Genomic DNA, 20,714 nt, shown 5'->3' on the forward strand with positions numbered 1-20,714 from the left:
AGCCTTGAAAACAGACTTAAGCAAAAACCGTGCAGCAGGCGCGTGGCGCCCTCAAGCGATTGATATCACTGTAGCAGCCACCCGGCGCTGGCGTACCCGGGATCACCGCTTTTGCGATTTTTGGCCGATTCATAGGGCCCGCCTGGCCGAAACCGCCGCCCGCCGGTACAACAGGGTGCGCAACAGGAATAGCGGATTGCCCACCACATAACGCATGAACAGGCGCTTGGGCTCGCGCAGCAGGCGGTACAGCCACTCGCCCCCCAAACGCCGCAGCCATTCGGGGGCACGGCTGACCTTGCCGCCGAGAAAGTCCAGGATCGCCCCACCGCACACGATCAGGCATGGCCCGCCAGTGGCTGCCAACGCCGCTGCCACCGCTTCCTGCTTGGGCATGCCCATGCCCAGCACGATCAGCTCGGGTTGCTGGACGCGGGCCAACTGCAGATAGGTTTGCAGGCTGGCGAAGCCATCGTGAACCGACACTGGCACGATGCCGAATTCGGCTTTACAGCGCTGCACAGCCTGGTCCAGGTAGGGTTGCCGGGTGCCCCAGAAGGCGACCTTGCGCCCTCGGTAAGCAGCCATGAGCCTGGGAATGAAGTCTGTGCCGTTCATGTTGAGCCCGGGTTCCAGGCCCAGGCAGCGATACAGGATCGCCATGCCGGCACCATCGCGCAGCAGCACATCTGCGGCCGACAGCGCCTGGCTGTAGCCACCATCGCGCACCACCAGGTTCATCGCATGGGCGTTGACGAAGCCCAGCACGGTGGCCGTATCCGGTGTGGCCAGGCGATCGAGCAGGTGCTGCACGGCGGCGTCATCAGCGATCACTGCCAGCTGGTCGATCACACGCTTCCAGCGATTCTGCCACTGAGCCATCAGTCGTCATCCCGTTTTGAACGCACCCATTCAACTTGGCGCTTGATCAGGAAACTCAGGTACAAGGGAATTTTCCTGGCCGCGTAAAACGGCGCGTACAGCAGCACCGAGAACGGTATCACTTCACGGCAGAAGCGCGCCCAGGCCAACACAACGGCAAAGGCCAGCAAGGCCAAACCGGCAAAGGCGAGCCACGCGGGCGCCGCCAGGCCGAACAGCAGGTACGCCAGCCAGGTCACCAGGTTAAGCCCGAGCAAGGTCAGTACCAGCAACGCCAGGGGCGGCACCAGCAAGTCCAGGGTCAAGGCCGCCAGGCTAGCGTTACGCTGGGTGATGGCAGCCATCGCCCGCTTGGGGGCGTCGGCAAGCATCAAGCCCAGATGGCCATGCTCCCAGCGGGTGCGTTGGCTGTTGAGACCCTGCTGGCTGAGCGGGAACTGGCTAGTGACCAGTGCCTCGGGGCAGAAAGCAGGCGGTTTGCCCTGCTGGCAAAGGTCCAGGCCCAGCTTCACATCCTCGACCAGATGACCATTGGCCAGGTTGATCAGGCTCAGATCGTGCCAGCCGAACGCCATGCCCGCGCCCATCAGTTGGCATGGCAGGCCCAGACGCGCCCAGCCGCGTGGCCGCACCAGGTTCTTGACCCGCCAGGCAAACTCGGCAACCTGCACTCTCAACCCGGCACCTGCCGGTGCACGCATCAGGTACAGCGACTGTACCGGGCGGGCAAGTGCGTGACAGCGGCGCGCCAGGCAATCGATCGCCCCCTCGCCCACCTGGCAGTCGGCATCCACCACGATGACCACCTCGGGCGGCCGCTGAGCCAGGTGGCGCACGCCGAAATCCAATGCGTAACCTTTGCCGCGCAAGCGCGTATCGTGGCGCTCTACCACTTCGGCACCGGACGCGCGTGCCAACCGGGCCGTGTCATCCGAACAGTTGTCTGCCACGACCAGCAAGCGGTCGCCGTCCAGCAGTTGCGGCGTAACGCTGGCCAGCATCGCACGAATGACCAGCGCCTCATCGTGGGCGGGCACCAACACCGCCACTCGCGGGCGCTCGCCAATGCCCTTGGGCCTGGACCGCGCCGGCAGGCAAGCCAGCAACACTTGCAGCAACAGCACCGACACCGGTACCAGGACGATGATCGCCAACAGGCCCAGTAACCAACCCAATACACTTATCATGCGTATGCCTTGAAATAGTCGGCCAGCCTGGCCGCCTCGGTATCGATGTCATGCCGTTGCACGACACGCTGGTAGGCCACCTCGCCCATGCGCTGCAGTACCTCGGCCGGTTGCGCCAGGCAGTCGGCCATGGCTGTTGCCAGCTCGTCCACGGCACCGGCTGGGAACAGCCAGCCGTTTTCGCCAGGCCGCACCAGCTCGGGGATACCCGCTACATAGGTGGTGAGCACGGGCCGGCGCAAGGCCATGGCCTCCATGATGACCACGGGCAAGCCCTCGGCGAAGCTGGGTAGCACCAGCGCACGGGCGGCCAGGATTTCCTCGCGTACCTGCGCACTGCTGATCCAACCGGTGATACGCACTTGCTGCTGCAAGCCGTGCCGGGCAATCAAGGCCTCGATCTGCTCGCGCATTTCACCGTCACCCGCCAGCACCAGCTCGAAGGCGATCGACTGGGCAGCGAGACAGCGCGCCGCTTCCAGCAACAGCAGCTGGCCCTTCTGTTCGCACAGTCGCCCGACACACACCAGCCTTGGTGCCGGCGGCACATTGACCGGCGCCACCTCATGAAACCCACGCTCCAGGCCGCAATGCACCACCTTCACCTTGCCCCAGTGCTCGTGCGCCACCCAACGGTACAGCTGGCTGCGCCCATACGAGCTCACCGCCGCGACAAAGGCGGCGCGGCGCACCTTTTCCCCCATGTGCAAGAACTGTGGCTTGTCGAATTCTTCCGGCCCGTGCACGGTAAAGCTGTATGCCGGCCCGCCCAGGACGTTGGCCAGCATGACCACTTCCGTAGAGTTGGTGCCGAAATGCGCGTGCACATGTGTCGCCTCCCCTGCCTGCAACCACTGCAGCACCTGGCAGGCCTCGGCCAGGTAGACCAGGTGGTAGGGCCAGGCACGGTCGGCCCGCAAGCCGAGGCGCATGGCCAGCCACAGCGCCTGGAAAAACCGCCGCGGCTGCGTACGCAGTACCTGCCACGTCGGTGCCAACAACCCCTTGAGCCCACCTTGCAATACGTAGCGGGTCTTGCCCCGTTCGCTTGCGTCCTCGGCATCCTGCACTTCGGCGTCCCACCCACGCAGGGCTATACGTTGCACCTCAACCCCCTGGCGCTCCAGCGCCAGAATTTCGCGACGGATGAAACTGTGGCTGACTTTCGGGTACTGATTGATGAAGTAAGCAATGCGCATACGAATCCAGATCCAAACCCGCTTGATGACCAACCTTCCCTGGCAACCTTCACTTCAGGCTGTCGACTACAGGCGGTCCGTCTACTGCCGATGCACTCACAGCAAATGCATCCCCCTGTTTTCCTTGTAGTCCAAGGTTGTGATTGCTGCTTGGCAATGCTGCCTGCAAACGGGTGAAAACATCGTCGAGCAATGCCTGGCGGCGGCGGTACATCGCCCGTTTCTTGGCCGGGATGTCAGTTTCCGCCCGTTGCGCCGGCGCTAATGGCAGGCTGAAAAAATCCTCACGGTCAGACGCTGTGGCACCGTGTTCTTGCCAGATCACGTCGTAGTTGGCCGCCAGGTCCTGGTCCTTGTCGCTGCCAAAATAGGGATGGCGATGGTGCCGGCAGGCGTCGCTGACGGCATACAGCTGTGTCACACCCAAGGTTCTGCCCAGGCATTTCAACGCTTCGAGCAAAAGGCTGCGTGGCCGCAGCCCTTCGAAGTCCTTGGTCAGGTCACGGTAGATGGCCAGCGAGGTTTCGCTGTCGATACCTTTGTGGATGCCCTGCACCGCACCGATGAACAGGCAGGTTTCACCCTGGCTGCGGCCCAGGGTGAAGGCCAGGGATGCCACACGCAGGTCGGCCTGGAACAGGTTCAGCACCAACTCGCCTTCGCGCTTGAACCAGATTGGCCGGTCCAGTACCAGGCAACAGCCCGGCGAGTGGCTGGACAGGTCACACAGCCTCAGGTTTTCGTCGCGCCCCAGCAACAGCAACGCCGGGAACTGCCCAGCCACCCGTTCAAAGTGCGTAGCCACCACCTCCAGACGCTGTGGCGCCTCCCAGCATCGGCTGATGTAAGGCCATTGCACGACACCGATACAATCCACACCCAGCCGCTGCAGACCATGCGGCCCCAGCGCCGCCGTCATGCGCTGCATGAACCCGTTCAGCTCAGGCCACTGCCTGGCGATCTGCCGTGCCAACTTGTACTTGTTGTGCATCGCCCGCAACGAGTAACCCGGTTGCAAGGTAAACACGCTTTTCACGAGGGTGCCGAGCATCATGGGTTTCTCTCACTTGTACTCGATCAAAGCCGATTTGCCAGCCGCAAGGCGGTGGCGCAGGAACTTCAGTTGGCCGAGCATTTCCGGGAACTTGCCCAACACCAGGAACACGGCCTGCAGCCAGTTCTCGCGCGTCCACTTGCCGCCGCGGCGCGCCAGGCGCACCGCCTGCAGTGGGTAGATCAACAGCAAGAGCAGGCCCCAGCCGCCCAGCAGCAGGCAGGCCAGCGCGATCACCAAAGGTATGCCCAGGCCCCACAACCAGGCCCGACGTGACTCACGCAGCCAATGCCGCTCGGGTGGCTGGCCATGCAGGTAGGCGCCCTCGGCATAGGCATGCCCAGCGCGCAGGCTACGCCGCCACCATTGGCTGAAACGCGTCATGCCGGCATCGTGCAGGGTCATCTCGGCAGCCAGTCGCCAGATTTTCCAGCCGTTGGCCCGCAAACGCACACACAGTTCAGGCTCTTCTCCGGCAATCAGGTCAGGACGGAAGCCCCCCACGGCAGCAAAGGCGTCTGCCCGCATCAGCGCATCGCCGCCACAAGCCTTGGCCTCACCGACCGGGGTATCCCACTCCAGGTCGCACAGCAAGTTGTACACCGAGCGCTGCGGGAAGCGCTCACGCCGGCGACCACACACCACTGCCACGGCGGGGTGCTGCTCAAGAAAAGCCTGCGCCGTGGCCAGCCAGGTGGCATTCACCTCGCAGTCACCATCGACGAACTGTACCAGTTGCATCGATGGCAACAGGCGCTGCAAGGCGGCAAAGCCTTCATTGCGGGCGCGTGCAGCGGTAAACGGGATACTCATGTCCAGCGCCAGCACGTCCACGCCAAGGTTGGCGGCCAGCTGCAGCGAGCCATCGGTGGATCCCGAGTCGACGTACATGACCTTGTCCGCCCCCTGCGCCAGCGAAACAAGGCAGCGCTCGAGACGCAGGCCTTCATTGCGGCCGATCACCACCACGCCGATCACCGTTGCCATAGGCCTCACTCGACCGATGCCGTGGCGGCCGGTTGCCGGGCCTTGATGATGGCCGGCACCCCCACTGCCAGTGAATTGTCAGGCACATCTACCAGCACGACGGCATTGGCGCCGATGATCACGTTGTTGCCGATGCGAATACTGCCCAGCACCTTGGCCCCGGTGCCGATGTCGACGTTGTTACCGAACACCGGGGCAATCGGCTCGTCGACATTCTTCAGGCCCACCACCACGCCGTTGCGGATACGGCAGTCATCGCCGAAGCGGGCATAGCCGCTGACAACGATGCCGCCAAAATGATCGATGACGAAGTTGCGCCCGATCACCACCTCGCACGGCAGTTCGATACCGGTGATGATCTGGACGAATTTGAACAGCACCTTGTAGATGAGCGAGCACAGTTTGCGCAGCAGTGCCGGGCGCAGCGTATAACGCCAGCGGCCAAAGCGGTACACCAGCAATACCCAGAAGCCCTGGGCGCCCCAGTCCCCGCCATGGGCCCGCAGGTCGGCGCGAATATTATCGAACATGGCTCCACCTACCTTGTCGGTTGGCTGGCGTACCGGGTCTTGAACAGCAAAGACCAGGTTGCCCGGCAATGACGCCAGCAGGCCTGAATGGCGCCCCAGCCGCGTCGTTTCAACAGCGCCTTGAGTGCCAGCACCAGGTCGCCCAGCGTGACCAGCAGCATGTGCAGGGCAAGCCCCGCCACCCCATGATGCTTGCGGAAGTACAGCAACTCGCTTTCGATCTGATAGGACGAGATCTGCCGGCTGGCGGCCTCCAGCTCCGCCACCGACTTGGAGCTTTCGCCACCGATGTGCACCACCGTGGTATGCGGGTAGAACACCACTTTCCAGCCCGCTTCCTTCACCCGCTTGCAGTGGTCCACCTCTTCGTAATAAAGGAAGTAGCGCGGGTCGAACAAACCCACCTTGTCGAGTACTTCGCGGCGCACCAGGTAGAAGCAGCCGGGCAACCAGTCACACTCGCGCACCGAAGCGTGGTCCCAGTTCATGTCGTCGACCATCTTCAGCCCTGGGAAGAACCGCCCCAACCCGGTACGCCCGACGAACACATTGAGCGGCGTGGGGAAGTAGCGACAACTGGGCTGCAGGTCGCCATCGCGACCCTCCAGGCGCACCCCCAGTACGCCGCACTCCGGGTGGGCGTCCATGTAGTCGAGCGTTTTTTGCAGCGAGTCGGCGGCAACGAAGGCATCGGTATTGAGCAGCAAGGCGTACTTGCCCTTGAGGTGCGCCAACAACTGGTTGTTGGCCCGGCCGAAACCCACGTTCTGCTTGTTGCTCAGCAGCAGTGCCTCGGGGCACACCTGGGCCATGCGCTGCACCGAGTCATCGCGCGAGGCATTGTCGACCACCAGGTAACTGGCCAGGCGCTCGCTGTCGGCCCGGCGCAGCGCATCGAACATCGGCTGCAACAGTCCAGCGGTATTGAAGTTGACCACCATGACATCCACAGGTTTGCTAGCCATTTCAGCTGTCCCCGAAGAAATACTGACGTCTTTGCGCCATCAGTAACGGTTCCACTTCCGGGTCGTAGGCACCGTTGCGCTGCTTCACCAGATCGATCCATGGGTAGGCTTCGCAACGTGCCTCGACCCGCTTGATCAACTGTTCGGTGGTACAAATGAACTCGGCAGGGTTGCCACCATAGACGGTGCCTGGCGGCACGTCCTTGGTCACCACCGCCCCTGCCGCCACGATGGATTCGGGCCCGATGGTCACGCGCGGCATCACGATCGCACCATGGCCGATGAAGCAGTTGTCCTTGATGTCGATGAAACCGACCGAATCCAGGTGCTTGCCAAAGCGATGCTCGATCAGCAATACCACCCCGTCATGACCGATCAACGTGCAGTCGGACAAGCCCACGCTGTTACCGATACGTACCAGCGACGGGTCGAGAAACTTGCAGCCTGTATTGACGTAGAAATTGCTGCCGACCGAATGAAAGTTGCCCCATCGGGCCAGATAGGCCCCCCATTCAAGACCAGATGGGTTGCAGAACCTCCTGTAGAATTTGCCACCTCGCCCGGTTGCATGGGCGTAGCGCGCCACTGCCTTGCGTATCCATCCTTTCATACTGCCTGGCCTCGCGATCTGAACAATCTGGAGTCTCCTGAGGCGTTCCGGTCTCGTTCTTCTAGGTGCTGACCGCATCGCACTCACCCGTGTACAACCTTCATCACGCCGCGGCGCCGCTGGCCGCTTTCATCTTGTTATCGAGGTGGTCGGCCAGCCGCAAGGCAAATTGCAACAGCGGCATGGTCGGGTTGGAGGCGCCGCCCTTGGCAAAAATGCTGCTGCCGGCGACATACAGGTTTTCGGTACCGAACACCTTGCAATTGGCATCGACCACACCGAACTGCGGCGAGGCGGCCATGCGCGTGGTGCCCATGTGATGGGCATGGGGTGCCATTCTCAGCGGTATCGAGGTGTCGTAAACGAAATCGTTGAGCTTGACGAACCCCAGGTCCATGTCGGCGAACTGCTTGGCCAGTTCGCTGCCAATGCACTTGATGGTGTGCCGGTCTTCGGCGCTAAGCACCCAATTGACATTGACCTTGGCCACGCCCAGCGCATCCTTCTTGTCCAGCAGCGAAATGCGGCTGTGCAGGTTGGGAAACTGCTCGATCATGGTGCCGATCACGCCGTCACCAGGGCAGCTGAACTTGGCGACGAAGGCGACCTTGCTGGCAAACCCCATGTCGCAGGCCAGGCTCTCGAGAAAATACTTCACCTCGGCAGTGCGGCCATAGGTTTGCACATCGGCCAGCAAGGAGGCGGTGACATTACCTTTACCGGCCTTGTACTCGTCGACGAAAGCATCGGTGGTGTAGTACTGGCGCGGCTCTGGGTCCTGCCCGGACTTGAGGATGAAAGTGCCCATTTCGATATTCAGGTGTTCCATGAAACACCCGCCGACCAGCCCTTCCTTGCTCACCACGCCTGCGGCCACCAGGGTCTCGCTGTTCAGCAACTGCCGGGCATTCTCGATGGCCCCTGTGGCCAGAATGAAATTTCCAGCCACCAGGCGTTGACGATTGCACTCATAGTCAGACAAAACCACCGCAGCCAGGTGGCCGGAAGCCTTGTCGAACTCCAGGTCAACGCAATTACAGTTGATGAACACATCCAGGCCTGGGGTCTGCTCCAGTGCTGTAGCGTACTTCTGCGCAAAACGTGTCGGCGTGCTGAGCAGAAAACGGTCCGCCTCGAAGTCACCGCCATTGAGACCGGCATTCATCGCACGAAAATCCGAGCCAGGCGCCAGATCGACGATCTCCATGGCTGCCGGCAGAAAGCCTTCGATCTCCGAGTAGGGAATTGGCCAGCCCGGCAAGACGCCTGGCGGGGCGACGGCAAAATCCGAAGGGGTGAATGGTCGGCACCGGCCAGCCCAGTGATTGGAAGTGCCACCCAGGTAGCGCAGGCGGGTTTCCTCGGCATACAGTTCCAGGCCGGTGGATGAGCACGCGTACAAGTCTTGCGAGTGCGGCGCATATTCGCGCCCCCCGCCTTCGGCGATCATTACGCTCCAGCCGGCGGCTGCCAGGCGCAAGCCCAGGGTTATACCCGCCGGGCCGGCCCCGATGATGCAGAAATCATAGTGATCGCGCAGCACCTTCTGCTGCTCAAAGTCCTTGATCATGCTGACGCGTTCCGGAAGTAGCGGGACGGCAATACCCAACCGTTGATTACCACGAACCCGGGCTTTTCGACCGTCTTGCCCGCAACGGCCGCCGAGGCGCCGAACACCGCGCCCCCCGCGCCGAGCAAGACACAGCTCTGGAGAAAGCCTCTACGACCCAATTGCGCAGTACAAAAAGTGAGCTTCCCCATGTTCCCGTGACCTGTAGCCATGAAAGTTACACCCGGCAAACTGCGCTACAGCCAGTTGAAAAAGGCCGTCAACAGTGCCCCGCACAGCGCCCCGACCAGCAACATCGGCAGTACCACCAGTTCACGTTTGAGGCTGAAGATATCCAGTTTGCAGTTCACATACACAACCAGCACCAGCGTTGGCACAGCATGCAGGGCAACCCCCCAGATAGCCCACTCCACCCCGCCAATCGCCAGTAACAGCGGCAACAGCCCCCATAACGAGACCAGGCGGATGATGTTGTCCATGGCCTGGTACTTGGTCAGGCCCAAGGCAATCCACACCTGATGAGCCAAGGTATAGCGCAATACGATGAACGATAGCGAGAGAATCGCCAGCATCGGCCCTGCCTCGCGGTAGCGATCGTCATACATCCAGCCGATCAGCAGCGGGCTGGCGGTCAGGAAACCGCCACAAATGAACAGCACCAGCAGGTCGACCAGCAGCCGAAAGCGGAAATACAGCGCTTTCAGGCGCGGCTTGTCGTCGGCCCGGGCCGCTTCGCTGAAAGCAGGCAGCGCCACCGCGCCGACAATTTTCATGAGCGCGGTCTGCACCGCACCCAGGATCAGCACGGCGATCGAATACACACCCAGTTGCGCCGCCGACATGCTGGCACCAAACCACATGCGGTCGCCGTACATGGCCAGCACGCCGACCATCGACGACAACAGGATCCAGCGGCCAAACACGATCAACTCGGTCAGCGCCGAACGGTCCCAGCGCAGGTAGTTGTTGGGCCCCTCCAGGGCGGTATGCCCCAGCACGGTCCAGACGACCGCAGAAACCAGGCCTGATAACACCAGCGCCCAGATCGAATGGGTCAGCAAGCCCAGCACCAGCATCACCACCAGGCCGGCCACCTGCGAGGCAAGGTCGACCAGCACCACGCGCTTTTGTTGGAAAGTGCGTACCGCCACATCTATCTTGGTGGACTGGAAACCCCAGATGGCCGCCGACAGGCCGGTGACCGCCAGCACCATCGGCAGGACGGGTGCGGCATAGGTCGAGTCGGCCGGCCACAGCTCAGCCAGTTGGGCCAACCAAGCCCCCAGGGCCAGCAGCAGGGTAAGGGCAAACAGCAGGAAACCGCGGATGATCTGCACGGTCCAGGCGGTATTGAGAAAGTCCGGGTCGTCTCCGCGGTGGCTCTGAATGATGTTCTGGCGCAGGCCGACATCGGAAAGCAAATGCAGCAGTATCGAAACAGTGGTGGCAATGACCATCACCCCGAACATTTCCGGCAGCAGCAAGCGGGCCATGATCAGATTGCCGCCCAGGCGCATCACCTGTGAAGCCACCTGCGAGACCAGGTTCCAAGACCCGGCCCTCAGGGCCCGCTTGCGCAGGCTCGCGGCGGCTGACACATCAATCGACGGCATGACTTCAATCTCTGACTGATTGGCTAAAAGTCACTATAGTTTCAATTAGCCACGATGCTAGCCGTTGCCCACCAAGGGAAAGGTGTACATAGCCGATGCCTGAACATTTTCGTGCGTTGATCGTCATCCTGTTTCTGGCGAGCGTGGTCTTCCTGATGGCCCGGCGGCCTGCCACCGACCTGATTCCGCTCAGCGACTACAAGCGCCGGCGCAATCTGTGGTTCCTGCTGACCCTGCTGGCTTTTTTCTCCCACAGCTTCTGGCTGTACCTGGGGGTGGGCGCGGTCGTCCTGTTGCTGGCCGGGCGCCGGGAGCACAACCCCATGGCGCTGTTCTACATGCTGCTGTTCCTGATCCCGCCAGCGTCGGTGCAGGTGCCCGGGTTTGGCGTGGTCAATTACCTGGTCGACCTGAACCATATTCGCCTGCTGACCCTGTGCGTGCTGCTGCCGGCCGCGCTGCACCTGCGCCGCCAAAGTGACACTTTGCGCTTTGGCCGCACCTGGGCCGATAAACTGCTGGCGGCCGGCCTGCTGCTGATGAGCGTGCTCTATTTGCGCGAAACCACCCTTACCGACACGCTGCGCCAGGCGCTGTACCTGTATGTCGACGTTCTCCTGCCGTATTACGTGGCCAGCCGTGGCCTGCGCCAGATCAGCGACTTCAAGGACACCCTGCTGGCCTTCGTGCTCGCCTCTTTTGTCATGGCGCTGATCGCTGTGGCCGAGTATGTGCGCCACTGGCTGTTGTACAGCGCCCTGGTCGACGCCATGGGCGTGCCATGGAGCATGTCCGGCTACCTGAGCCGGGGTGGTGCACTGCGGGCAAGCGTCACCACCGGCCAGGCGATTGCACTGGGTTACGTGATGAGCGTGGCCATCGGCCTGTTCCTGTTCGTGCAGGGCTATGTGCAACGCCCGCTGCACAGGGCCATGGGCGCCCTGCTGCTGGCCGCCGGGCTGTTCGCGCCATTGTCGCGTGGCCCATGGATCGGCGCGGTGGTCATCGTGGTGGTATTCATCGCCCTGGGCAAAGGCGCCGTCAAGCGCCTGGCGCTGCTGGGTGCGGCTGGCATGCTGGCGTTGCCCTTGCTGACCGTCGTGCCTGGGGGCGAAAAGGTGCTGGACCTGCTGCCGTTCATCGGTAACCTCGAGAAAGAGAACATCACCTACCGCGAGCGGCTGATGGACAACTCGTGGATCGTCATCCAGCGCAACCCGTTGTTCGGCTCCTTCGACTTCCGCAACACACCCGAAATGCAGGCGATGATCCAGGGCGACGGCATCATCGACATCGTCAACACCTACATCAACCTGGCGTTGCGGGTCGGCCTGGTCGGGCTAGGCCTGTTCCTGGCGTTCTTTGCCGTCGTGCTGCGGGGTATCCGCAAGGCCATGCTCAGCTTTGCCGACAAGGACGACGAGCGACGACAGCTCGGCCGGGTGTTGCTGGCAACGCTGATCGGCATTCTGGTCATCATCTTCACGGTCAGCAGCATCACCTTCATCCCGGTGGTGTACTGGTCTATCGCTGGCCTGGGCGTGGCCTACATCCAGATGGTTCGCCGGCTGCACAACAGCCCGGCCGTGGAACTGGCAGAACCCGACCTACAACCCAGGTAATGTTCATGAATAGGCTGTCCCTGCGTCATTACGTGCGCCTTTCGGCCATTGCCGGCCTGGCCCTGCTGCCGCTGGCCAGCTGGGCTTCAGACTGGCAGGTCAGTGTCGATGAGCAAAATGGCTTGCCTACCGTGACACACGGCGGTGGACCGGTCATGAAGGCCAAATTCGATTTCTGGGCTGCCAACTGGAGCTGGACCGGTTTCTATACCGACTTCAAGGTCAATGGCCCTTATCACTACACGCTGCGGGGGAAGAACAAGGAACTGGACTTCGACCTGCAGGCTGACATCCGTAAGGAACAGGCGCAAACCCTGAGCTGGGCCTTCGACCTCGACGCCCACAGCCGCCAGAGCGGTGTCATGGGTGGCGGCCTGGTGTTCCAGTTCGACCCGGCGCAAATCGCCGGCGACATGGGTGCCCCGCAATTGTTGCCCGACAACCGCGGCTGGACGTGGGGCAAGGCTGACCAAGGGCGACGCATCGAAATGCGCTTCGACCCGCCACTGGCCAAGGTCTATTTCGAGCGTGGCAACCCGTCCGAGCTGCGCGCATTCCTCTACAAGGACCCGATCAGCGCCGGCCGCCAGCAGCTCAAGGCCGTGCTCAACGTGACCGGCGACATCGAACTCGGCCCGACACCCAGCGAGCGCTTCGGCCTGGCAGACCCCGCCACCTGGCCTGATGACCAGCTGGACTGGCGCACCTCGCCGGTGGACCTGTCGTTCCTCAACGCAGCGGAAAAACCCGCCGGCAAGCGTGGCTTCGTCAAGGCGGTCGGCGACCAGTTGATGTTCGCCGACAACACCCCGGTACGCTTCTGGGGCACCAACCTGTCGGCCTACTCGCTGTTCAAAAGCCCCGACGACGAAATCCGCCAACAAGCCAAACGCCTTTCGGCACTGGGTTTCAACCTGGTGCGCCTGCATCACCACGACTCGCCCTGGGTCAGCCCCAACGTCTTTGGCGACGGCACCTTGGTGCGCGATACCCAGCAGCTCAGCGCCGAATCGCTGCGCAAGCTCGACCTGTGGATCAAGTCACTCAAGGACGAAGGCATCTACATCTGGCTGGACATGCATGTGCAGCGTGCGTTTACCGCCAACGACCACATCGAAGACTTCAAGGAGCTGCCCGAGCAGGACGGTCGCGTCGACCTGAAAGGTTACGCCTACGTGAATGACAGTATCCGGCAAGCGATGAAACGCTTCGCCGAGCAGTACCTGACCCATGTGAACGAGTACACGGGCCTGGCCTACAAGGACGACCCGGCCATCGCCGCCGTGCTGATCACCAACGAGAATGACCTGACCCAGCATTACGGCAACGCCCTGATGCCGAACAAGGATGTACCCCGCCACAGCGCGCGCTACATGACGGCGGCCAAGGCCTTTGCCAAACAGTTTGACCTGCCCGCCGACCTGACCTGGCGTGCCTGGGAGCATGGGCCGTCGAAGCTGTTGCTCAACGAGCTGGAACAACGCTTCAATGCCGACATGATCGCCCACTTGCGCAGCGTGGGCGTGAAAGTCCCCATTGCTACCACCAGCACCTGGGGCGGCAATGGGCTTAGCGCACTGCCGGCACTGAGCGTTGGTGATGTCATCGACGCCCACAGCTACGGCGACACAGGCCAACTGGAGAAGAACCCGCTGACCAGCGACGGCATGATCGACTGGATTGCTGCCGCCCAGGTCGTCGGCAAACCGCTGACCGTCACCGAGTGGAACGCCGAGCCCTTCCCGCTGCCTGACCGCCACTCGCTGCCGATTTACATCGCTGGCACCGCCAGCCACCAAGGCTGGGACGCCATGCTGCAATACGCCTACAGCCAACAGGCGTTCAACCCCGGTTGGCGCACGGCGGACAACTGGCACGCGTACAACGACCCGGCGATGATCGCCACCCTGCCCGCCGCTGCCCTGCTCTATCGCCGTGCGGACGTGAAACCCGCCACCACTCGCTACGTGTTCGCACCGACACCTGCCACCCTGTACAACCAGGAAATCACCCCGCGTAACTCACCGCTGCTGCGCACAGCCATGGAAAAGGGCCAGTTGCAGATCGCCCTGCCACACACGCCGGAATTGCCTTGGCTCAAACCCGCGCCCATCCCGGCAGACGCGCAGGTGCTGCACGACCCGGGGCAAGCGCTGCTGGCCGCCGATGCCACCGAGTCGGTGACCGACACAGGCGAACTCAGGCGCAACTGGCAACAAGGCATCTACACCATCGACACGCCACTGACCCAGGCCGCCAGCGGCTGGCTGGGCGGCCGCCCGGTCAACCTGGGTGCCATTCAGGTACAAGCGAAAACGCCTTACGCCAGCGTCGTGGTCCAGAGCCTGGACGGCAAGCCACTGGGCCAGTCGCGCGAGCTTCTGCTGTCTCTGGGCACCCGTGCCATGCCCAAGGCCGATGACAAGACGCCGTTCAATGTCGAGCCCCTTGAAGGCCGCCTGGACATCAAGGCACCCGCCGGCCTGAAACTGTTCGCCCGCGATGCACGGGAGCAGCTGAAACCGCTGCCGGTGGCCTACAAGGATGGGCAATACACCATTACCTTCGACGGTACCTACATGTCCAACTGGCTATTCTTGAAATAGAGCATATGGCCATCTACGCTCAGGTCACCTGTAGCTGATCATCCCACCTGCACGTGTCAGGGAGTGTTCACTGCGTCTGTAAACAGCAGATTCCAGGAGGTAGGGATGAAATATCTGGTTGTGGGTGGTGCGGGCTACATTGGTTCGCACATGGTCAAGCACCTGCTCGACGCCGGCCATGAAGTGCTGGTGGCGGACCTGGTCTCACCTGGCCCCGGTATCCAGTGGGCCAAGCTCGACATCGCCGACGAAGCCGCACTGGATGTGCTGTTTGGCGTGTGCCGCTTCGATGCGGTGTTCCACTTCGCCTCGTTCATTCAAGTGGGCGAGTCGGTCAGTGCCCCAGGCAAGTACTACCAGAACAATGTTGCAGCCACCCTTTCCCTGCTGCAGGCCATGGTCAATGCCGGCATCCGGCACCTGGTGTTTTCTTCGAGTGCCGCCGTATACGGCAACCCGCAGTACGTGCCGATCGATGAAGCGCACACCAAGGGGCCGATCAACCCGTATGGGTTGAGCAAATGGATGGTCGAGCAGATTCTTGAGGACTTCGACCGGGCCTATGGTTTGAAGTCGGTAAGCCTGCGCTATTTCAATGCAGCGGGCGCTGACCCGGAAGGCCAGCTAGGCGAGCGTCACGAGCCGGAAACCCATCTGATCCCGTTGATCCTGCAGGCTGCATCTGGCCGGCGCGAGGCGGTGACAGTGTTTGGTCGCGACTACGACACGCCGGATGGCACCTGCATACGCGACTACGTGCATGTGGCAGACCTGGCGGCGGCCCATGCACTGGCTGTGGATTATCTACTGGACGGTGGCGAGCGTGCCGCGTTCAACCTGGGCAATGGCCTGGGCTTTTCGGTGCAGCAGGTGATCGATACGGCCCGGGCCGTGACCGGGCGACAGATCACTGCCCTTGACGCACCGCGCCGCGCCGGCGACCCGCCACGGCTGGTGGCGGATGCGAGCAAAGCCATGCAGGTGCTGGGCTGGCGCCCGGCATTCGCCTCGCTGGAGCAGATTGTGCGGCATGCGTGGCAGTGGGAGTTGCAGTATCCCTGGAAGCGCTAAGTTGCCCGCGTTGCCTTCAGGCGCAGCACAAGGCTGCGCCTGAAAGCGTATTGCCAGAAGGCTCAGTAATAGGTGCGTGGCTGTTCGTCAGCCTTGTTCAACACTGTCCCGATCAGGTTCACCGTGCCCAGGTGATGCAGGCAATCCTCGATTTCCTTCTTGTTGTTCATTCCGTTGGCCACCACCAGCAACACGCAGTCGAACTTGGGCAACACGGTGATCGCATCGTCCGAGCTGAGCAGCGGTGGCAAATCGAAAATGCAGATGCGCGATTCGTAGCGGTTGCGCAAATCGCCAATCAGGTTGTTCACCTTGGGCGAGGACAGCATCTCGGTCGACAGGGGCACGGGTACCCGCGTTGGCAGCACCACGAAGCGCGGCAAGGTGGGGTTGACCAGGCAGTCCTGCAACTCGGCCTTGTCCGTCAGAAACTCGTTCAGTGCCTGCTCCATGGGCAGGCCCAGGTAACTGCCGACCTTGGGCCGGCGCAGGTCGAAGTCCACCAGTAACGCAGTCTTGGTGGTGTGGTGGGCAATACTCATGGCCAGGTTGATCGCCAGCATGGTCTTGCCCGCTTCCGGCGTTGGCGAGGTGATGGCCAAGGTACGCCAGCCGTTCTCGTCCATGGCCCTGAGCACCTGCGTACGCAACAGGTCGATCGGCCCGTTCATGTTGGAGTTCTTGTTGTACGCCACGATGCGGTTACGCTCCAGGTGGTCTGCACGCAGCGGTACCACCTTGGTGTTCACGTAATCGAACTGACCCGGCACTTCGGCCAGCGCCGTACCGGGGGCGGGAGACAGTGCCTGGGGAGTACCTGGGGTAACCTGATGAATATTGTTGCCAACAGCCGGCTTGATCCTGTCCATCACTGCTTTCCCTATACAAACCGAGACATGACTTTGTACAACAGCACATCCAGTGGCATGTAGAACACGTGCACCAGCCCTATCATGATAGCTGCCAGCGCCAGTGCCGCCAGGATCAGTCGATTGCGCCAGCGCTTGCGTCGGGCCACGTCGGCCCGGGTATCGATATAGGGCAGTGCCACCAGCACCCGTTTGCCCAGCAGGCTTTCCAGGGCGCCAACGCCACGCACGCGCTGATTGAGCATTTCCAGCAGCATCACCAGCGCACCGCCACCGGCCGGTGCCAGCACCAGGCCCAGCGCAGCGATTTTCTTGCGGTTAGGCTTGATCGGCTTCTCAGGCATCAGGGGAGGCTCCAGCAGCACAAAGCGTTCAGCCTTGTTCTCCTGCTCCAGGCTTTCGGTAATCTTTGCGCCCATTTCCTTGGCACGAATCTCTTCGTATTTCTTGCGCGCGTTGTCGTGGTCACGCATCAAGGTCACCAGGCCACGCTCGACCTGCGGCGCCTCGAGGATCTCGGCTTCGTAGCCTTCCATTTTCCGGGTCAGCTCACGCTTTTGTTCAGCCAGCGAGGCAATACGCACCTGGGCGGCGCTCATCTTGGCGCGGACACGGGCCGCGTCGAGGCTGACCGTGGACACTGCCGCAGTGCGACCACCACTGGCTTCGAGCGCCTGGATCTTGCGCTTGACCGCCACGACATCCGGGTGGGCGTCCTTGTAGCGGGTCAGCAGTTGCGCGTATTCGGCTTTCAGGCTTGGCAGGTCTTCGGGCAGGTCGGCACGGGTTGGCCGGGTGCCCTCGGCAACCTTGGTGGCAAGGCCGGCATTGGCCGCAGACAGCTCCAGTTCCAGGTAGCGCAGCTCTTCCTGGGCAGCCTTGTAGTCACGGTCGACCTCACGGAATTCCAGCTCCGCCCGCGACAGCATGTTCATGCGCAGGGTCTGGTGCTCGGGCAAGGCATTGGCATGGGCCTGCTTGAAATCGGCCAGCTGGTTTTCCAGGCTGGCCAGCTCGGCACCCAGCTTGTTGGCTTCCTGGGTGAGGAATTCGGTGGTTTCGTTGGCCCGCTCGGTGCGCTGCTTGAGGTTTTCGTTGAGGAACAGCGTCACCAGTTCATCGGCGACTTCCTTGGCCACTTGTGCCTGCTTGTGCTCGAACGAGACATTGAACGCCACGGTCGCTTCACCACGACCGCGCACGTAGGTGGTCAGGGTTTCGACCACGATCGCGTTGCGCATCTGGTCGATCTTGTCGCTTTCGCTGAAGCGCTTGTCGGCGAAGAGGTCGTACTTGCCGATGATGCGCAGCAGGTTGTCACGGGTCATCACCCGTTGGCGGATCACTTCGATGCGCTCATCGGCAAAGCTGGTGTTGTTGGTCGACACCAGCTCAGGCGAAATCTGCTGCGACTCTACCAGAATGGTGCCGGTCGACTGGTAGATCGGCGGCACCATCAACGCGACGGCCACGGTCGCGGCGAGAATGACTGCGGCACTCACCCCTAACACCAGGGCCCTGTCCTTGATAATGGCGATGTAATCTCTGAGGGAGAGCTCGTAGTCAGACTTCATAGGGCCACCTGCCTGAAGTTCAGATGTCGGGGTACCTGTACGTCAACGTCAAACCAACGATCGTAGCGGTCGCATCCGGTACATGGTCCTGCTGCCGTTCCTTGTACATCAGCGACAGGCGCAGGTCCCAGTAAGGCGAAAACTGGCGGCTGGCCCATACGCTGTAAGTCTGCAGCGTGTTGGGCGACTGCCCTTTGCTGTCTTGCCACGCGGCGTCGGCGCCCACCCGGGACAACTCGGTCAGCGCATAGCTCCACACACCACGCACCTGGTCCAGTTCGGCGAAGCCGCCTTCGGCGCTCGCCACCGTGCTGCGCTCGGCGGTAAGGCTGGCATCGGCACGCGTGCCGGTGTACAGCAACGCAACCCCACCCTCCCCGCGCCGGCCGCCGTCGTCGCCTGACACTTGGTTGACGCCAACATGGGCATCGGCGCTCAAGCCTTCGGCAAGCTGGTATTTGATGCCGACTGCCGGGCTGTAGCTGTTGGAAGCGGTCGCGGTAAGGTCCTCTTCGGGCTCATAGCGCCGGGCACCAAAACGGGTATACAGGTCAGCCCGCTCACTCCAGGCGTAAGTCCAGGTAAAGACGTTCGCCAGTTCGTCGTAGCCCGTCAGCGTGCTGATGTCGTAACGGGCACGGCTGTAGGTGGTTTCGTTGCTCAAGGTACTGCGCTCGGTCACCGCCTGGCTCCAGTTGCCAGTCAAGGTGTAAAGCTTCTGCGTACCGTCGGTGGTAATCACCCCGGTATCCAGTACTGTGCCCGACAGCGTCGAGCTTTCGTTGTAGCGCCCCACCAGGCCGAACCGCCCCCGCTCGGTGGTGCGCTGCCAACCCAGGCTGATATCAGGGTCTTCACGGTCATCGACGATATCCGTATCGGACGAGCGCAGCACATGCATGCCAAGCCCCAACCTCAATTCGTCACGGTCAAAAGTGCCGATCAGGGTGTAATCCGGCGCGATGATCGTGCGCGTTATGCCCTTTTCCCCCGAGGTCAGCAGCAATGGGTTGCTGTCGTATTCGACGGATGTCGGTACCACCACCGTAGACTGCCAATTTGCCGCCAGTACCGCGTCCGTGAACGGCAAGACCAAGATTGCCGTTGCAATGCGAGTTGTTCTAAGAAGAGGCATTAAATGTTCTTATTAAAGGCAAGATCAAGGAACGACCAGCGTATCGCCAGCCTGAAGTTGGATGTTGGTGGACATGTCCCGCCCAGACACCAGGTCCTTATATCGCACGGGCAGGATCTTTTGGGAAGCACCGGTGCCGCGGACCACCTTGATTTCGCTTTCATCTGCAAACTTGTCCAGGCCGCCCGACATGCTCAGCGCCTGCAATACCGCCGTGGGGCCTGCCATTTGCACGGGCCCGGGTTTGATCACTTTGCCTTGGACATAGACCATGTTGCCGGCAATGCTTTTGACGACAACGCTGACGTTAGGGTCGGGGAGGTATTTTTCGAGTTTGGCAGCGACCTGCTTTTCGACTGCCGTCACGTCCAGCCCGGCGACATCAATGCGCCCGGCCAGGGGGAAGGTGATACTGCCATCGGGAAGTACGGTGGCTTCTTGACGCAGGCTGTCTTCCTGCCACACCGATACCATCACCACATCGCCGGGGCTGAGCAGGTAGGCAGCACTGCTCTGGTCGGCGTTACCGGCGCCAGACCACACCGTCAGCATGCAGAAAGCGGCAAACATTGAACGCACCATGAGGGTCCCTCCGGCCAAATGGCCCGACAAAGAGCACTGAATGAGAACAACACACCAACTCTCGCTCCGCTTCACGGCGCACTGCTGCCGCGATGGCCTCGACCTTCCTGGAGGCCCTTGCCTTGACGCTGCAGACGTGGCTGCAACGCCTTGTAAATGTTGGTCCTACGGGCTACTGGGAATATAGCAACGGTTGGAGAATTCACAAGCCATGCCTGTGGCTTCGCGGCAAGGAGCAGTCACTTCAGGTACAAGGCAGCCGGTTCAGATCTTTCTGCGGTTGGCAACGGCAACAAAACCGACTACAGCAAAGGCAAAGAACCAGCCAGCAGTTGAAACAGGAATGATACTGTTCTGATTTATATACGAATCTGCCGCACGGGCGGCACCACTTAGCATCACCAGCAAGAACATCGATTTGATTATCAGAGTCGTGCGCATACTCCCCTCCTAAAAACAGGAAAATCAATGAGTTATTAATGCGGTGCTGCGGGGGTTGTTTCGTATTTGATTTGAGCTTATGGGCACAATGACACTACGTCAATGATCCGACACCATAATAAAATTCAATGGGCAATGGGCGTATTCGTCAAAAAAACGACATGCAGATTATGCAAGGGAGGGCGGTTGCGATGAACCTGGCGTTTCACGCCTGAGA

At 61.6% G+C, this 20,714-nt stretch carries 18 protein-coding genes; 3 read left to right on the top strand and 15 right to left on the bottom strand.

Features of this window, described 5'->3' with window-relative positions; all coding sequences use genetic code 11:
• Positions 1 to 129 precede the first annotated feature (129 nt).
• The 10 genes from AC3RCM_RS14005 to AC3RCM_RS14050 all read right to left on the bottom strand — a co-directional run bounded on the left by AC3RCM_RS14005 (position 130) and on the right by AC3RCM_RS14050 (position 10,597).
• A complete protein-coding gene (locus tag AC3RCM_RS14005; protein ID WP_010954030.1) occupies positions 130 to 882 on the bottom strand; it encodes a WecB/TagA/CpsF family glycosyltransferase in 753 nt (250 codons plus the stop codon).
• On the bottom strand, positions 882 to 2,069 hold the full coding sequence (locus AC3RCM_RS14010; protein WP_010954029.1) for a glycosyltransferase family 2 protein: 1,188 nt from the start codon (positions 2,067 to 2,069) through the stop codon (positions 882 to 884). Before AC3RCM_RS14010 ends, AC3RCM_RS14005 begins: the two co-directional genes overlap by 1 nt.
• Entirely contained in the window at positions 2,066 to 3,268 is a 1,203-nt protein-coding gene (locus tag AC3RCM_RS14015) for a glycosyltransferase (RefSeq protein ID WP_336084634.1), read from the bottom strand. The genes AC3RCM_RS14010 and AC3RCM_RS14015 overlap by 4 nt, the downstream gene beginning before the upstream one ends.
• A gap of 49 nt (positions 3,269 to 3,317) precedes the next feature.
• Positions 3,318 to 4,322 (bottom strand): VirK/YbjX family protein, encoded by a 1,005-nt coding sequence (locus AC3RCM_RS14020; protein ID WP_336084633.1) that lies wholly within the window; start codon positions 4,320 to 4,322, stop codon positions 3,318 to 3,320.
• A 9-nt stretch (positions 4,323 to 4,331) separates the two neighbouring features.
• Complete coding sequence (locus tag AC3RCM_RS14025; protein WP_492628954.1) at positions 4,332 to 5,309, bottom strand: glycosyltransferase family 2 protein; 978 nt, start codon at positions 5,307 to 5,309, stop codon at positions 4,332 to 4,334.
• 5 nt (positions 5,310 to 5,314) lie between these two features.
• Complete coding sequence (locus tag AC3RCM_RS14030; protein ID WP_064492801.1) at positions 5,315 to 5,839, bottom strand: serine O-acetyltransferase; 525 nt, start codon at positions 5,837 to 5,839, stop codon at positions 5,315 to 5,317.
• A gap of 8 nt (positions 5,840 to 5,847) precedes the next feature.
• Positions 5,848 to 6,804, bottom strand: a complete 957-nt coding sequence (locus tag AC3RCM_RS14035) for a glycosyltransferase family 2 protein (RefSeq protein WP_054888345.1) — start codon at positions 6,802 to 6,804, stop codon at positions 5,848 to 5,850.
• Position 6,805: 1 nt separating this feature from the next.
• The gene (locus AC3RCM_RS14040) at positions 6,806 to 7,414 is read right to left on the bottom strand and encodes an acyltransferase (protein ID WP_029615442.1); all 609 of its coding nucleotides are present in this window, start codon (positions 7,412 to 7,414) and stop codon (positions 6,806 to 6,808) included.
• Positions 7,415 to 7,517: 103 nt separating this feature from the next.
• Positions 7,518 to 8,984 carry a GMC oxidoreductase gene (locus AC3RCM_RS14045; protein WP_104961745.1) on the bottom strand — a complete coding sequence of 489 codons (1,467 nt, stop codon included), beginning with the start codon at positions 8,982 to 8,984 and terminating at the stop codon, positions 7,518 to 7,520.
• Positions 8,985 to 9,220: 236 nt separating this feature from the next.
• Entirely contained in the window at positions 9,221 to 10,597 is a 1,377-nt protein-coding gene (locus AC3RCM_RS14050; RefSeq protein ID WP_492628955.1) for an oligosaccharide flippase family protein, read from the bottom strand.
• A 95-nt stretch (positions 10,598 to 10,692) separates the two neighbouring features.
• Between AC3RCM_RS14050 and AC3RCM_RS14055 the strand changes: the two genes are divergently transcribed.
• The 3 genes from AC3RCM_RS14055 to galE all read left to right on the top strand — a co-directional run bounded on the left by AC3RCM_RS14055 (position 10,693) and on the right by galE (position 15,896).
• Positions 10,693 to 12,219, top strand: a complete 1,527-nt coding sequence (locus tag AC3RCM_RS14055) for an O-antigen ligase family protein (RefSeq protein WP_104961747.1) — start codon at positions 10,693 to 10,695, stop codon at positions 12,217 to 12,219.
• A gap of 5 nt (positions 12,220 to 12,224) precedes the next feature.
• Positions 12,225 to 14,825, top strand: coding sequence for a glycoside hydrolase 5 family protein (locus AC3RCM_RS14060; protein ID WP_492628956.1), 2,601 nt, complete (start codon positions 12,225 to 12,227; stop codon positions 14,823 to 14,825).
• A 105-nt stretch (positions 14,826 to 14,930) separates the two neighbouring features.
• Positions 14,931 to 15,896 (top strand): UDP-glucose 4-epimerase GalE, encoded by a 966-nt coding sequence (galE, locus tag AC3RCM_RS14065; protein WP_064492804.1) that lies wholly within the window; start codon positions 14,931 to 14,933, stop codon positions 15,894 to 15,896.
• A 62-nt stretch (positions 15,897 to 15,958) separates the two neighbouring features.
• On the opposite strand, the gene AC3RCM_RS14070 is transcribed toward galE, so the two are convergent.
• From AC3RCM_RS14070 to eppA, 5 genes are all read right to left on the bottom strand, one after another.
• Positions 15,959 to 16,765 carry a CpsD/CapB family tyrosine-protein kinase gene (locus AC3RCM_RS14070; RefSeq protein ID WP_004576287.1) on the bottom strand — a complete coding sequence of 269 codons (807 nt, stop codon included), beginning with the start codon at positions 16,763 to 16,765 and terminating at the stop codon, positions 15,959 to 15,961.
• Positions 16,766 to 16,776: 11 nt separating this feature from the next.
• Positions 16,777 to 18,339 (bottom strand): GumC family protein, encoded by a 1,563-nt coding sequence (locus tag AC3RCM_RS14075; protein WP_492628957.1) that lies wholly within the window; start codon positions 18,337 to 18,339, stop codon positions 16,777 to 16,779.
• Between the two features lie 19 nt (positions 18,340 to 18,358).
• The gene (locus AC3RCM_RS14080; RefSeq protein WP_064492806.1) at positions 18,359 to 19,474 is read right to left on the bottom strand and encodes a hypothetical protein; all 1,116 of its coding nucleotides are present in this window, start codon (positions 19,472 to 19,474) and stop codon (positions 18,359 to 18,361) included.
• Between the two features lie 24 nt (positions 19,475 to 19,498).
• The gene (locus tag AC3RCM_RS14085; protein ID WP_014591044.1) at positions 19,499 to 20,056 is read right to left on the bottom strand and encodes a polysaccharide biosynthesis/export family protein; all 558 of its coding nucleotides are present in this window, start codon (positions 20,054 to 20,056) and stop codon (positions 19,499 to 19,501) included.
• 264 nt (positions 20,057 to 20,320) lie between these two features.
• Complete coding sequence (gene eppA, locus AC3RCM_RS14090) at positions 20,321 to 20,497, bottom strand: EPS-associated small membrane protein EppA (protein ID WP_004374238.1); 177 nt, start codon at positions 20,495 to 20,497, stop codon at positions 20,321 to 20,323.
• Between the last annotated feature and the right edge of the window lie 217 nt (positions 20,498 to 20,714).

Source organism: Pseudomonas sp. GW823-FHT05G12, assembly GCF_058795575.1.